The sequence below is a fragment of the Enterobacter sp. BNK-34 genome, assembly GCF_048684445.1.
Lineage (GTDB): Bacteria > Pseudomonadota > Gammaproteobacteria > Enterobacterales > Enterobacteriaceae > Enterobacter > Enterobacter pseudoroggenkampii.
The window spans coordinates 3,067,361-3,080,020 of record NZ_JBLQUA010000001.1; the positions used below are offsets into that span (position 1 = coordinate 3,067,361).

General features: G+C 51.7%; 18 protein-coding genes. 7 read left to right on the forward strand and 11 right to left on the reverse strand.

All coding sequences use genetic code 11. The features are described 5' to 3' along the window. Positions 1-27 precede the first annotated feature (27 nt). From ACMGG5_RS14955 to ACMGG5_RS15005, 11 genes are all read right to left on the reverse strand, one after another. Positions 28-1,149 carry a JmjC domain-containing protein gene (locus ACMGG5_RS14955; RefSeq protein WP_420278073.1) on the reverse strand — a complete coding sequence of 374 codons (1,122 nt, stop codon included), beginning with the start codon at positions 1,147-1,149 and terminating at the stop codon, positions 28-30. Between the two features lie 92 nt (positions 1,150-1,241). Continuing rightward, positions 1,242-2,705, reverse strand: a complete 1,464-nt coding sequence (phoQ, locus tag ACMGG5_RS14960) for a two-component system sensor histidine kinase PhoQ (RefSeq protein WP_024908595.1) — start codon at positions 2,703-2,705, stop codon at positions 1,242-1,244. Continuing rightward, the gene (gene phoP, locus ACMGG5_RS14965; RefSeq protein WP_024908594.1) at positions 2,706-3,377 is read right to left on the reverse strand and encodes a two-component system response regulator PhoP; all 672 of its coding nucleotides are present in this window, start codon (positions 3,375-3,377) and stop codon (positions 2,706-2,708) included. A 73-nt stretch (positions 3,378-3,450) separates the two neighbouring features. Further along, positions 3,451-4,737 carry an Arm DNA-binding domain-containing protein gene (locus ACMGG5_RS14970; RefSeq protein ID WP_420278622.1) on the reverse strand — a complete coding sequence of 429 codons (1,287 nt, stop codon included), beginning with the start codon at positions 4,735-4,737 and terminating at the stop codon, positions 3,451-3,453. After that, positions 4,737-4,952: an excisionase family protein gene (xisR, locus tag ACMGG5_RS14975; protein ID WP_023343778.1), complete on the reverse strand. Its 216-nt coding sequence runs from the start codon at positions 4,950-4,952 to the stop codon at positions 4,737-4,739. The genes ACMGG5_RS14970 and xisR overlap by 1 nt, the downstream gene beginning before the upstream one ends. 61 nt (positions 4,953-5,013) lie before the next feature. Then, the gene (locus ACMGG5_RS14980) at positions 5,014-5,253 is read right to left on the reverse strand and encodes a DUF4060 family protein (protein ID WP_420278075.1); all 240 of its coding nucleotides are present in this window, start codon (positions 5,251-5,253) and stop codon (positions 5,014-5,016) included. Further along, positions 5,250-5,549 carry a hypothetical protein gene (locus ACMGG5_RS14985; protein ID WP_047747796.1) on the reverse strand — a complete coding sequence of 100 codons (300 nt, stop codon included), beginning with the start codon at positions 5,547-5,549 and terminating at the stop codon, positions 5,250-5,252. Before ACMGG5_RS14985 ends, ACMGG5_RS14980 begins: the two co-directional genes overlap by 4 nt. Continuing rightward, entirely contained in the window at positions 5,546-7,405 is a 1,860-nt protein-coding gene (locus ACMGG5_RS14990) for an exodeoxyribonuclease VIII (protein ID WP_420278077.1), read from the reverse strand. Before ACMGG5_RS14990 ends, ACMGG5_RS14985 begins: the two co-directional genes overlap by 4 nt. A gap of 221 nt (positions 7,406-7,626) precedes the next feature. Next, the gene (locus ACMGG5_RS14995) at positions 7,627-7,899 is read right to left on the reverse strand and encodes a hypothetical protein (RefSeq protein ID WP_420278078.1); all 273 of its coding nucleotides are present in this window, start codon (positions 7,897-7,899) and stop codon (positions 7,627-7,629) included. A gap of 67 nt (positions 7,900-7,966) precedes the next feature. Further along, positions 7,967-8,152: a hypothetical protein gene (locus ACMGG5_RS15000; RefSeq protein ID WP_142977694.1), complete on the reverse strand. Its 186-nt coding sequence runs from the start codon at positions 8,150-8,152 to the stop codon at positions 7,967-7,969. A gap of 683 nt (positions 8,153-8,835) precedes the next feature. Continuing rightward, positions 8,836-9,231, reverse strand: a complete 396-nt coding sequence (locus ACMGG5_RS15005; RefSeq protein WP_039261945.1) for a hypothetical protein — start codon at positions 9,229-9,231, stop codon at positions 8,836-8,838. Between the two features lie 94 nt (positions 9,232-9,325). On the opposite strand from ACMGG5_RS15005, the gene ACMGG5_RS15010 reads away from it, so the two are divergent. The 7 genes from ACMGG5_RS15010 to ACMGG5_RS15040 are packed head-to-tail and all read left to right on the forward strand — an operon-like array spanning position 9,326 to position 12,421. Next, on the forward strand, positions 9,326-9,583 hold the full coding sequence (locus ACMGG5_RS15010; RefSeq protein ID WP_420278080.1) for a transcriptional regulator: 258 nt from the start codon (positions 9,326-9,328) through the stop codon (positions 9,581-9,583). Beyond that, complete coding sequence (locus ACMGG5_RS15015; protein WP_420278081.1) at positions 9,583-10,032, forward strand: hypothetical protein; 450 nt, start codon at positions 9,583-9,585, stop codon at positions 10,030-10,032. Before ACMGG5_RS15010 ends, ACMGG5_RS15015 begins: the two co-directional genes overlap by 1 nt. 16 nt (positions 10,033-10,048) lie before the next feature. Beyond that, entirely contained in the window at positions 10,049-10,306 is a 258-nt protein-coding gene (locus tag ACMGG5_RS15020; RefSeq protein ID WP_420278083.1) for a DUF4222 domain-containing protein, read from the forward strand. Beyond that, positions 10,303-11,256: a helix-turn-helix domain-containing protein gene (locus tag ACMGG5_RS15025; protein ID WP_420278084.1), complete on the forward strand. Its 954-nt coding sequence runs from the start codon at positions 10,303-10,305 to the stop codon at positions 11,254-11,256. The genes ACMGG5_RS15020 and ACMGG5_RS15025 overlap by 4 nt, the downstream gene beginning before the upstream one ends. Before the next feature lie 29 nt (positions 11,257-11,285). Further along, positions 11,286-11,960 (forward strand): DUF1627 domain-containing protein, encoded by a 675-nt coding sequence (locus tag ACMGG5_RS15030; RefSeq protein WP_420278085.1) that lies wholly within the window; start codon positions 11,286-11,288, stop codon positions 11,958-11,960. Continuing rightward, on the forward strand, positions 11,953-12,183 hold the full coding sequence (locus ACMGG5_RS15035; RefSeq protein ID WP_420278087.1) for a hypothetical protein: 231 nt from the start codon (positions 11,953-11,955) through the stop codon (positions 12,181-12,183). Before ACMGG5_RS15030 ends, ACMGG5_RS15035 begins: the two co-directional genes overlap by 8 nt. After that, positions 12,161-12,421: a DUF977 family protein gene (locus tag ACMGG5_RS15040; RefSeq protein WP_257246975.1), complete on the forward strand. Its 261-nt coding sequence runs from the start codon at positions 12,161-12,163 to the stop codon at positions 12,419-12,421. Before ACMGG5_RS15035 ends, ACMGG5_RS15040 begins: the two co-directional genes overlap by 23 nt. The last annotated feature ends 239 nt before the right edge of the window (positions 12,422-12,660 follow it).

Consider the following 12,660-nt stretch of genomic DNA (forward strand, 5'->3'; position numbering starts at 1 on the left):
CGAAGCGCCACCGGGCATTACAGCGACTCAGTCCTCAAAGAACCAGTACCCGCTGTTGACCAGCGCGGCAAGCATCGCGAGGAAGGATGGGTCTTCCAGCGCATCACCAAAGGTGTCGGCAGCAAGCACCAGATGGCTGGCAATAGCTTCCAGCGCCGGACGGTGCGGTGAATCCAGCTTCTCGCCGTTGACGAACACGTCCTCACCAATGCGCAGCACGCGTAATCCGCCCAGACGTACCAGCTTATCGCCCTGCTGGAGCGCATCATAAATCTCGTCAGCCTGATACGGCGGCTCCGGCGGCGCAACGTCCAGCTCGTGACGAGACTGGCTGATAAACTCGCCAAACCACTGTTTGAAGTGCTCCGGCTCGTTAATCAGATCCAGCATCATGCCGCGCAGCTTATCCAGCTCTGCGGGCAGGATATCGGCCGGATGCTCGCGCGCAGGCACATCAGGGTCGCTGTAACGATAGCTGCCCAGCTCGCGTTGCAGCACGTAGTCGGCAAATCCGCTGATCATCTCGCGGCCGCTTGGCGCGCGGAATCCTACGGAGTAGTTGAGTGAGTTTTCCAGCGAGTAGCCCTCGTGAGGGAATCCGGGCGGAATGTAGAGAATGTCACCCGGCTCCAGCTCTTCGTCGATAATCCCTTCAAACGGGTCAACCTGAAGCAGGTCCGGATGTGGGCAGTGCTGCTTCATTGGCACTTTTTCGCCCACGCGCCAGCGGCGGCGGCCCGTACCCTGAATAATAAACACGTCGTACTGGTCCAGATGCGGACCGACGCCACCGCCAGGAACGGAGAAGGAGATCATCAGATCGTCCATGCGCCAGTCGGGCAGGGCGCGGAACGGACGCATTAAGGCGGCCGTTGGCTCGTGCCAGTGGTTGACCGCCTGCACCAGCAGAGACCAGTTGTTTTCACCGAGGTGATCGTAGCTTTCGAAAGGACCGTGGCTAACCTGCCATTTCCCGTCCTGGTGGCTGACCAGACGGCTGTCGACTTCGTTTTCCATGGCCAGGCCGGCCAGTTCGTCAGGCGAGATGGGGTCGACAAAGTTGCTGAACCCGCGCTTCAGAACCACCGGGCGTTTCTGCCAGTAACGTTCAATAAACTCGGGCCAGTTAAGTGTTAAGTGATAATCCATAATTTTTTTATTCCGCAGGCTCTTACTGACTCGGATTATAACGGAAGCTCAGCCCCCCGGCTGCGAGATCCTCGCATTTTTCACATAACGGGTTAACTATCGTTCGATGTGGGCTGCTGGCGACCAAAAATGACCTCCATTCTGGCGCCGCCCAGCAGGCTTTCGCTGGTTTCGATTTTTCCGTCGTACTGATCGACAATCTCGCGCGCGACGGCTAATCCTACGCCCTGGCCTGGACGTAGCGTATCGGCGCGCTGACCGCGATCGAACACCACGTCACGTTTATTGCGCGGGATCCCCGGGCCATCATCCTCAACGATGATATGCAGCTCGGTTTCCGTCTGACGTGCAGACACTTCCACGAACTCCAGACAGTATTTGCAGGCGTTATCCAGCAGGTTACCCATGACTTCCATGAAGTCATTTTTTTCACCCACAAAGCTTATCTCTGGCGAGATATCGAGGCTGATGTTCACCCCTTTACGCTGATACACCTTGTTGAGGGCGGACGTGAGGTTATCCAGAAGCGGCGCTACCGGATGCAGCTCGCGGCTCAGCAGCGCGCTGCCGGAACGCATGCTGGCGCGATGCAGATAATAGCCAATTTGCTGGGAAATACGGCTGATTTGTTCCAGCATCACCGGCTCGGCATCATCAACGCTCAGCTTCGAACTGCGCATTGAACGCAGGGTACTTTGCATCACGGCCAGCGGGGTTTTCAGGCTGTGGGTCAGGTCGGTAAGGGTGGTACGGTATTTATCGTAGCGTTCGCGTTCACTTTTCAGCAGGCGGTTGAGGTTACGCACCAGGCTGGTGAGCTCACGCGTGGTTTCCGGGTTCAGCTTCTCGCGATGATGTTCTTCCAGCTCGCGAACCTCTTTCGCCAGTGATTCAATGGGGCGCAAGCTCCACCACGCCGCTACCCACAGCAGCGGGATCACCAGCAGGAGATTCGCAGCCAGAACGTAGATGAACCAGCTCCAGACCATATAAGAGCGCTTCAGCTCGACCGGGATGGTGTCGATCACCACGATGGTCAGCTGCGGCATGTTCAGCGTCGCCGGGTAGAGGTTAATCGCGACGGAGTGCGTCATCTCCGTTTCGGCGTTGTCGGCGCGGATCTCGTTCAGCTTTTGCTGCAGGGAGCGATCTTCACGGATCAGCGAGCTGGTGGTGTTGAGATCGGCTTCAATTTCATGAAAACCGTTGGTTTTGAGCCAGTCCGGACGAATGCTTTTGACCAGCCACGGGATGTCCCGCTGCGCCCACAGTAGCTTCCCCTTTTCGTTATAAATCAGGGCCAGCGTGGGACTCTGCTGATTGAGGTTTTCCGGCATTTCGACGGTGATTTTATTGTTTTCCCACTTCGCCAGGGTATAAAACAGGTTGCTTTCGCCACGCAGCAGGCGAAAGGTGGTTTTATCAAAGCTGACGCTGTAGCCCACCAGGGCCACCATGCCGTAGGAGAGCGACAGCACCAGCACGACGGCTGCCGTTGCCAGTAAAAAGCGCACCCGCAGCGAGAGGGGCAAAATATGGCGCAAGATCCGTCTCATTTAGCGTAATTCGAACAGGTAGCCCTGGCCACGGACGGTAGTAATCACATCCTGCGGATATTGCGCCTGAATTTTCTTACGTAAACGTCCCATCAGCACGTCAATAGTATGGCTCTCGCGCAGTTCAGCATCAGGATAGAGCTGGAGCATCAAGGAGTCTTTGCTCACTACCTTGCCGTTGTTACGGATCAGCGTCTCCATGATGGTGTATTCGAAGGCGGTGAGCTTGATCACTTCATCATTGATGGATAATTCCCGGCGGGAGAGGTCGACCTGGAAAGGCGGGATGGAGATAACCTGAGACGCCAGCCCGCTGTTGCGACGAAGCAGTGCCTGCATGCGGGCCGCCACCTCTTCAATATGAAACGGCTTGGTGACGTAGTCATCCGCACCCGCGCTGAGCACTTCGACCTTATCCTGCCAGCCTTCACGGGCGGTCAGCACCAGAACTGGCAGGGAGACATCGTGGCTGCGCCAGCGGCGAATTAACGACAGACCGTCTTCGTCAGGCAACCCTAAATCGACAATGGCGATATCCGGCAGGTGTTCATTGAGATAATAATCGGCTTCTTTTGCATCTTCAGCATCGTCCACCTGATGTCCCATCTCCTGAAGCTGAACCTTCAGGTGATGACGTAGCAATGCGTTATCCTCAACAACCAGTACGCGCATCATCTCTTCTCCCTAAATAATTGGTATGAATAGTTTAACGCTGATTATGTAGTTTGAAACCAGCGTCATGAAATTAAATGACTTTTTTAATGTTCCCAATACCTTGGGGGCGTCCTGGGGGCAAGGCTGTCGGCATCTGATTGTTCAACATGTTGACCTGATCCTGGTTCATATCTCCGATCCACTTCGAATACACCTCGTACACCATACGCGCATCCTCATGACCCATCTGGCTGGCGATAAAGGAAGGGTTAGCACCGGCCATAAGCGTCCAGCAGGCGTATGTGTGTCGGGACTGATAAGGATTTCTCTCACGTATTCCCGAAAGTTTAGTGCCCCGTTTCCATCCATACGAAATCGAGTTTTTCGAAAAAAAGCTCTCATTCACTGACGATTTCTTTTCAGGAGAAAACACAAAACGCAGATTTTGTGGCTCTGTTTTGCCGATTTCCCTGTGATGGAAAATGATCTGCTGCCTTGGGTTATTGCCTGTGATGTCGAACTGCTCCAGCAGCGCATCATGTGCAGGCTTAAGCAGGGTGATCGTTCGTATACCAGCATCTGTTTTCGGCGGCACAAACACCCGCTTGTTCGTCAGGCTTCTTGATACGTGAATTTCACCTTTTCTCAGATCGATATCCTCCCACGCCAGGGCACAGATCTCGCCGGGCCTCATTCCCGTGTGGACGGCTACAATGATGATCAAAGCCAGTTTTCGGGGAAGGGCGGCAATCAGTGCCTGGTACTCATGAAGTAGAAGCGGATCGGGGTCTGCCTTAGATAGCTTGAGCCGGGATACGCCCTCATAAGGAGCGTGTAATATAAACTGACTTCGATTCGCAAGCTTCAGCATTTCTGATAAAACCGCCATCTGTTTATTGACTGTTGAGGGCGCGCGTCCCTTTTTAACCAGGTTAGGCATTGAAGGGTTTAATACGCTGCCGGTCAGCAGCTCTTTGCGGTAATTCAGAATATCGGCGTGCTGAATATCAGCCAGGGGAGTATTTTCTCCCACAACACGTTTCAGTGTGTTAACGGCAGATGTGAGTGAATGCAGCGTAGCCCCCGACACCTCCAGTGCCTTTGTATCAATGAAAAAATCGCTTAGCTCTTTAAATGTCGTGATCCGCTTTGTTGACGAAAATTTTTTAAGCGCCTTTGATTCAGGGAAACGTGCAGCGTAATCGAACTGGCCGAACTGGATCTCACTCACGATGACGGCGCGAAGGTTTCCTGCCTTCTTGATGTTGCTGCTGTTAACCACCCAGCCACGGAGCACTTCGCGGCAGCGAATGCCGCGATAGGTAAAAGTGATCCTGATTTTTCCGTTATGAAGCTCAACGCCGGTTGGAAAGTTCATCATGCTTCCTGAATAAATCTATTAATCAGCGGAAAGTTGTACCAGACCAAAGCGCGTTTGCTTTCTCCGCCGGGTACCGCGGGTACTCGCTTAAAATGAACCCCTTCAATCCAGCTTCCGAGGCGATAAGCTTTTATTTGCCTGTCATCCAGACCCGTTTTCTCAGTTAGCCTTCCCGCCACCATCCACTCTTCATCAAAAATGATTTGCGCCATGCTTAACTCCATGACGCCGCCACGATACCGTAGCGGCAGATAGTATATTGATTGCCAAAAATCACCGGCCAAGCCCTGGGAGACATTGCAGATGTCGGGCCCGGGTCATTACCGTGGCCACATAGCTCCGGGGCCGGTTAACAACCTCGACCGTGATTTTTCTCCCGCGGATCCGCACGGTGTATAGCGTTTGCAAATGCTGCTTTCCGTGATCACCGAAAAGCTCATGATGACGCTTCAACACAACCGCGCATGCCTGCCGCCCCTCTGGGTCGTCCTTGCAGCGGTTTATCAGCCTCATAAAGCCTCCCCGTACGTGTTGAAGTTCTTATTCAGTGCTGATTCCATTCTCCTGATGCAGTCACGTATTCTCGTCATCTGGACTTCCGGGAACTGACTTCGACCCATTTCCTCCAGCACGCTGACAAGATGGTGATCATGTGCCTTAGCGGCCAGAACGCGAGCGCATGCGCGTAGTGATTCACCAATCCGGCGTTTTTCTATGGCTGCAAACGCGCGACACAGCTCCAGAGTTACCAGCGTGTCCGGGAATTCCGCAAACCTGGTATTGGCTATGACTTCCTTTGCTTTACTCACTCTGCAACCTCCTGCTGACTGACAACGCTGAGGGCAAGCCCAGCGGCCATAGCCGGTAATTCGTCATACTGATTGCAATATGCCGGGTTGGAACATAAGCCCTGCAGCGCTGCAATGGTCAGCTGTTGCAGGTAGGTAACAGACGAAAGCGGCGCGTTTGTATCAGGTGCTGGTTCGGGTTCGGTTTTCGGCTTTGCAGTAATGGCCGGCGGATCGAGCACGACAGATTTTGGTGGTTCCGGACGGCGGTATTCCACGATCGCAACAAGCGCTATTTTCTGGCGAACGCTGATATCGTCTGACCACTTTTCAAGAATCGTAGTGGCAACATCCTGTACTTCTTCATCACTGAAATCAGGCGACAGACAAAATTCAGTCGCGGTGATATCTGCAATCAGCAACGGGAAAAGGTGCTCGATATCTTTACCCGTGGTGGCGATGAGATATTCGACATCATCCTTATCAACGATGTTTGTGCGGCCGGACATCAACTCGTTTAATGCATGAGCGATTTCAATCTCGCGATCACTTAGTGCAGGCGGTACTTCCTGTTTTTCGCCCTCATTTGAGGGGGCTGTGTTTAACAATGCATCGACAGAGAAGACGCCGCCGCCCAGGTTCTCCACCCGTGGCTGGTTACTCGCTTGGTCTTCTGGTGCGTGGCTCTGAGCGAATGCCTCGTTGATTTCTTTGTCGAGCTGCGCAGCTTTGGCAGGGCAAACTGCTGGTGGCTGAGTTTCGCTAGGTACAGGCGGTTTGGTTTCAGCATTGTTTTTCTCCTGCTTGATGTTGCCGCATGCGATATCAACAGTTTTTTGATCCGGTTTAGCGTGGTTAGATTCGACGAGGTTGCGGTTAATGTAAGCACGCAGATCAACCGGCCTAAGATACAGGTCTTCCGGAGCGGTTTTAATCAGCGCGATAATGGCTGCGCGGGAGAAATCCAGAATTCCCGGCGTGCCACGTAATTTATTCCACCATGCAGAAAAGCGAGGGTCTGTTCCTGCACTTTCGATTTCTTTGGCGCGGCGCATAATTTCGGATGGTATGGCGTAGATATCGAAATCCATAGCAACCGAGACAATACCAAGCGCGGTTTCCAGACGGAGAGTAGCGAGATTATGCACCAGGTCAGGGATGCGATCGGTAGGGTTACTGCCGCCAAGGTTGGCTGATGTGTCTGGCTGGATGTCAGGGGATGCGGGCTCACGTTTGGCGGCCGGAGTATCAATCCACTTAGTTATCCCTTTTTTGATATCAGGCCATTGCGTTGAAACCTTCATGGTTTTGCGCACCCACGCCAGTAATTCTTCCTGCCGCTCACCGCTTAGGGCAAACACTCGCGGATCCTTCACAAAGGCCTGGGCCAGTTCACGCTGGAAGCATCCATCGTCATCATTATTTAAATCCACAACCTGGCCGTACTGCGAATCGGTGATTTCCTCCACTGCGCCGAACAGGGCAAGGCATGCCGCGCGGGAGTCCTGATCGAGGTTGCGTACAATCTTCATGCCCGCGGTACGGCCTGTTTCGATAGTATCGGTTTCTGGTTGCGGTGCAGCAGCTGGTTCTCCTTTATTGGTATTCCAGACAACGTGATCACCAAAAAAATCAGAGCTAAACACATCAAGCTCAGGGCAGGGTAAATCCTCACGGTGCTCCCAGATTTTCACCTTAAAATAATCATCAATATGTTCAGGGTGTTCAGACGCCAGCTTGCCGAAAATAACAGCTTCAGCAATAGCTTTTGTGGCCGAGTTTACTGCTGTAGCAAGCGGTTTTAAGTCTGGGTATTTTTTCAATGCTTTATCTTTTGGAAAATAAGCACCGCCGAAAACTTTTAATTCAACAGACATAATTACCTCTAAATTTTTTGGAGGGTGATGTTTAGCGATATGGTTTTCGAATAACGCGCTTTACATTTTTTAACGCGTTACGTCTTTCTCTTTTTTCATTGCATTGCTCACATAAATAAATCGTGCGCTTAAAGGGGTATATGTCTGTTTTCCTTTCATGCATTTCCGATTTTTTATATTCGTGGCAGCAAACAGCGCAATGACAAATGATGTCATCCATATCAGTTAAGTTGTTGGCGTTTGTGATCGTAATAAGACATGCCACAAGCGTTCTGCTCTTCTGCGAAGTTCACAGACAGCAAGCTAATGTGCTCAACAGCGCAAACAGGGCAATGAAACTCACCGAGCACGTAGCCACCGTCAAGCACGACTGTTACAGGGCCTGATGATGGCAAATGAACTACGCCTGAAATGGCACCGTTAATATTAAAGGTAGCAATCTCTTTATTTACGATAACGAGATTCAGCTCAACGGTTGTAATGCTTACTTTCACTTTAAACTCCTGAGTTCAGGGTGTGAAAATCCCTGCCGTTTAAGGCATAGGTTTTAGATTAGTAAAATTAAATTACTTTCAAATTATTTCGCCATTCCTGATGAGGTTGGCGATGCACAACGAAATTTCTGTATTTCCGTAATACTTTCCAGGCGGCATGGCATCCGGCAACATCACGAAGAAATACTGAAGTGACGAGTTTTCCCTGTGCCCAGGCAATTTGTTGTTCCGGTGTTAATTGTGTCTTATCCATATATGAACACTCCACTATGAAACCAGCTTTAAAAAGGGTGGTATATGCATGGACCACGGGAAACGCATATACCACCAAAACTACACGCAGCCTCATGTTGCGATTGCCCACAACTGGAAGCGCATTCCGCCAGTTAACAAACCGATCCCCATCAGTGAAAAGAGGAATGCGCTTACATGTTGTGGACGATTCATCTGCCCTGGTTCGGCGGCGCCACCTTGCCAGGGCAGATGTAAAGGGCAGTTACGCTGCCAGTCGGCTTGTTGGTATGCCCGGGCGACTATGTCCCGAATCGCGGGGTTTGCTCTCCGCCCCAGGTTCTCCCCGCTATGCTTTAGCGCGCAACCTGAGAAAACCGCCTTCAAGTCTTTGGCTTACGCCACATTCAAGAAACTGCCTGGACGAACTCGGAAAAGCTCAGCGCTTCTTCACCCTCCGCCAGACTGTTGAAATACTCTTCGTATGCTTTTTCCATCTCGAACCCCTGTTTGCTGCTTTGCTTGGCTAATCACCCTTATCGCCGGGTAGGCGGAACGTTTACTGATTACTGCGTGTTTTGTTGGTCTAAGTTTATAAACAAATAAACCAATATGTAAAGCTAATAGTAAACAAAAAGGCGTAAATTTTTGGATGTGGTTGTATTAGGAGGAAAAAAAGACCGCAAGAAGCGGCCTTTGGGGGGGTTAGTCTATCTCTAGGTCTTTCAGGATCTGAAGGATTTCCTGTTTGGACTTACCTTTCAGCCTTGCCTTGAGCTCATTGTCTATTGAGTTTACTTGGGCTCTGAGGTTTACCATGTGCTGCTCTTTTTCCCATTCAGCCAAGCTGTCGAACAGATCAAGCAATTCTTCATGGCGCGCGTCAAATGGTCGCGGAGATCGTGTCTCATCACCCTTAGGCTCTTCATCAAGATAACCAGGAGCCATGCCGTAATCTCTTTCGATGCGGCGCGCTGCTCTCTCGCCGAACGACGCTTTGCCGTTGATCAGCTGTGAAAGGTAGCTCTTCTCTTTCTCAGGCAAGGTTCTGCTAGAAAACCATGCCGCTAGGCGCTTGCGCCTGATTTCTTTTGTGTCCATGCAGTCATTTTGATTAGTAATTTCTAAACAAGCAAAAACTTGACATTAATGTTTAGTAGTTTATAAACTTACAGCTCAACACACAGGAGCAATTATGCAACTCAATGAATTTTTGAAAGCCGGTGGGCCAAAGATCCGCAAGGCGCTGGAGCAACACCTTGGGATATCGAAATCTTACCTCTCCCAACTTGCAACTGGGCGGGCTGCTATTTCGCCAAGTCGATGCATCGTTATCGAAACCTTTACCAATGGAAAGGTTTCTCGTTCTGACATGCGGCCAAGCGATTGGGCTGAAATTTGGCCTGATTACAAGCCAAAAAATAACACAACAGCTCAGGAGAATACTGACTGATGGAAATCAAAAAACTGGCATGTGAGCTGGAGTCCTGGGCGCAGGAAAAGGGCTGGAAGACGGTCACGCAGCTGATAACCCCGCATCACTTTGGCGATCTGCTTCAGCCACTGGATAACGTGACGGATCCTGACGAGTACGCGCGCCGACTGCACAACAACAAGCAGGTTATTCAGCGCGCCTTCAGAAACGATACGCCGAATTATCTCAAGCAGGCAGAGGCGCTGAGCTATGCGGTGCGCGCCGCGATTGATAACGAGCTGGAGCAGAAGGACTGCATGCTCTACCGGGCCGCCAGAGTGAACAAAGAGTGTATTGAAGCTACCAACGCGGTATTCACCGGGAAACCACAACCGGTAATCAGGCGAGAAACTCTGGAAGCGATAGACGCGCTGGCGCAGCTGGTGGGCGTAAAGGTTCAAATCATGAACAGCCATCGGGCTGCATAACGTTCTGGAGGCAACTATGCGTACTTCTCAGGAATTAGCGAGCGCACTGGCAGAGCGCATGAAAAACGCGATGAATAACCGACCCGCTCAGGAGCCAGTGGATCGCCGCGGTGAAATCATTCCAGGGAAGCGGTACCGCGACGAACGCGGGCGCATGGTGACTGTTTTACGTGCATCCCAGCTCCGCGTGTCATATCGCCGGGAGGGGCACGCCGGCGTCAGTGAAACAGGGCGCCGAGAGTTTGAAATTAAGTTCACTGAGGTGAAGTCGTGAGCGTGAAATTATCTTCCTGGGTGTGGGACGGTTGTGCCGCACAGGGTGTCAAGGGCATAAAACTGCTGGTTATGGCTCGCCTGGCCGATTTTAGCTCGGATGAGGGGGTGTGCTGGCCGTCTGTTGCCACCATTGCCCGCCAGCTTGGGGCCGGGCGCAGCACTGTGATAACTGCGATAACCCAGCTTGAGGCAGACGGATGGTTAACCCGTACCGAACGTCGAAACGGCCAGCGCAGCGGCACTAATTTATACACGCTGAATGCTGAAAAATTACGCACGGCGGCAGCATATTTTCAGAGTTCAGATTCTGAACGTTCAAAATCTGGACACCCATTAAACAAGGGTTTAGCAAATCCTGATGATTCAGATTCTGAACATTCAGATTCTGAACGTTCAAATCCCGAACGTTCAGAAAACGCGAATAAACAGGGTTCTCAGGGTTCAGAATCTGGACACGATCCGTCAGTAACTACAGATCCATCATTAAAACAGATCTCTTCGTCCGGAAATTCTGGCGAATCTCCAGACGGCGAAGATTCAGCCAAAAAAATACCGGCCGCGAAAAAATGGGGCACACCAGAAGATCATCAATGTGCAAGCTGGATATTTTCCAGGATCCGAACTCTGTATGAACAAGCAGCCGAAACCGATGGTGAAGTTGCTCGCCCCAGAGAACCAAACTGGAACGCATGGGCAAACGAGATCCGGCTGATGCGCACTATCGACGGGCGCACACACCGACAGATTTGCGACATGTTCAAGCGAGTCCAGAGCGACCCGTTCTGGTGCAGAAACGTGCTAAGCCCGGCGAAGTTGCGTGAAAAATGGGATGACCTGGTACTGAAACTGGCACCTGTCGCTCACAGCGGAGTGATGCGCAGTTCCTTTGACGATGAATATTACAAAAACGACATTGAGGCCGCGGCAAAAGCGGGCTTCAGGGTCTGATCTAACTAAATTTTATCAGGAGAATATTTATGGAAACCGTACTTGATGCACTGAAAGCCATGAAAAAAGCGACATATCGCGAGGTTGCTGCCCGTCTGGAAATTGAGCCCGTTGAAGCGCTGAACATGCTGCGCGAGCAGAAAGAACAGGGTTTATGTGATTTTTATGATGGGGCATGGTCTCTCGGTACCGTGAAAGAGCAGGCCAAGCAGCCGACCAAACCGCAGGCAGCGACGCCAGCACATCAGGCTCCGCGCCTGAAAGGTGATGAACCAACACCGGTTGATGCTGTGGCTATCCGCCAGTTGCTTGGAAAGAGCGGCACTATGACCACCGCGGCGCTGGCTGCAGCTGTAAATCGTAATGCCCGCGGCATGGTCTCAGTAATGCTGTCTTTTGAGCGCCAGGGCGTGGTTATCAAAAATGGGAAGGGGAAGGGCGTGACATGGTCTCTTTCTGGAACTGGTGAGGCCGCAGGTGTTCCAGCCGAAGCTGCACAGCCAGAAAAAACAACGGCAGAAATTATTGGGGATATCCCAGCTTTCACCAGCCGCCCGGATGATCTGATTATTCCGTCATCGCGTTATATCTCGACTGAAATCCGCCGCACAAAAGCGAAGCTGGCAAATCTGCAGCGTCTGCAGGGTGCCGCTCGCGAGCTGCGCCGCCACAAACATCTGCTGCAGGGGCTGGGAAATGACTGATTTACCGAAATGCCCTGAATGCGGCATGGCTCCTTCACTGAAGGTCCGCAGCCGCGGGATGAACTGGGGTTCGGCAGAGGTCCGCTGTTCGAACGGTTGCCCAGGCATCCGCGCTGGATTTTCGTTCCCGCCTGATGGAGCGGCAGCGGCCCGGCTGTTGCTTCAAGAAAAATGGAAAGAGCTTGTGGGAGGAATCAACGATGCCACGACCAAAAACTCATGAAGAGCGAACGGTGATGATTAACCGGATTATCGAACTGGTGAAAGAACATGGGCGCATCACAACAAATGACGTCGTCGCGATGTTTGACCTGCATCGAACCACGGCGGAGAAGTACATCCGGATCGCAGTTCAGCGTGGAGAGCTTATCCGTTACGGTCGCTGCGGTATATTCCGTGACGGGCGGGCAATCATCGATTTTGACCTGAAGCGATTTTCGCATAGTAAGGTGGTGGCATGAGTGCATATCTTAAACTCACTGATGTCTATATCAATGATGGGCCTAATGGTCAGAGCATGGAATAAGGAACTTAGAAACCTGGAGTAAAATATGGGCAACAAAAACGCCGAACAGTTTTGCGCGTGAGTTAGCAGCGGTAAGCCTTGAAGTGGATAAAGATGTGCTCCATGTGGTTGAGGCTGAAATTCGTAACCAGAAAGTAGTTGCGGACAGGGGGAGAAAATCCACAGCTGGTAGAT

What these genes read in the sequence shown, in the direction of transcription:
- ACMGG5_RS14955 (WP_420278073.1), bottom strand. Translation starts at nt 1,149, where the DNA reads ATGGATTATCACTTAACACTTAACTGGCCCGAGTTTATTGAACGTTAC.
- phoQ (WP_024908595.1), bottom strand. Translation starts at nt 2,705, where the DNA reads ATGAGACGGATCTTGCGCCATATTTTGCCCCTCTCGCTGCGGGTGCGC.
- phoP (WP_024908594.1), bottom strand. Translation starts at nt 3,377, where the DNA reads ATGCGCGTACTGGTTGTTGAGGATAACGCATTGCTACGTCATCACCTG.
- ACMGG5_RS14970 (WP_420278622.1), bottom strand. Translation starts at nt 4,737, where the DNA reads ATGAACTTTCCAACCGGCGTTGAGCTTCATAACGGAAAAATCAGGATC.
- xisR (WP_023343778.1), bottom strand. Translation starts at nt 4,952, where the DNA reads ATGGCGCAAATCATTTTTGATGAAGAGTGGATGGTGGCGGGAAGGCTA.
- ACMGG5_RS14980 (WP_420278075.1), bottom strand. Translation starts at nt 5,253, where the DNA reads ATGAGGCTGATAAACCGCTGCAAGGACGACCCAGAGGGGCGGCAGGCA.
- ACMGG5_RS14990 (WP_420278077.1), bottom strand. Translation starts at nt 7,405, where the DNA reads ATGTCTGTTGAATTAAAAGTTTTCGGCGGTGCTTATTTTCCAAAAGAT.
- ACMGG5_RS15000 (WP_142977694.1), bottom strand. Translation starts at nt 8,152, where the DNA reads ATGGATAAGACACAATTAACACCGGAACAACAAATTGCCTGGGCACAG.
- ACMGG5_RS15005 (WP_039261945.1), bottom strand. Translation starts at nt 9,231, where the DNA reads ATGGACACAAAAGAAATCAGGCGCAAGCGCCTAGCGGCATGGTTTTCT.
- ACMGG5_RS15010 (WP_420278080.1), top strand. Translation starts at nt 9,326, where the DNA reads ATGCAACTCAATGAATTTTTGAAAGCCGGTGGGCCAAAGATCCGCAAG.
- ACMGG5_RS15015 (WP_420278081.1), top strand. Translation starts at nt 9,583, where the DNA reads ATGGAAATCAAAAAACTGGCATGTGAGCTGGAGTCCTGGGCGCAGGAA.
- ACMGG5_RS15020 (WP_420278083.1), top strand. Translation starts at nt 10,049, where the DNA reads ATGCGTACTTCTCAGGAATTAGCGAGCGCACTGGCAGAGCGCATGAAA.
- ACMGG5_RS15030 (WP_420278085.1), top strand. Translation starts at nt 11,286, where the DNA reads ATGGAAACCGTACTTGATGCACTGAAAGCCATGAAAAAAGCGACATAT.
- ACMGG5_RS15035 (WP_420278087.1), top strand. Translation starts at nt 11,953, where the DNA reads ATGACTGATTTACCGAAATGCCCTGAATGCGGCATGGCTCCTTCACTG.
- ACMGG5_RS15040 (WP_257246975.1), top strand. Translation starts at nt 12,161, where the DNA reads ATGCCACGACCAAAAACTCATGAAGAGCGAACGGTGATGATTAACCGG.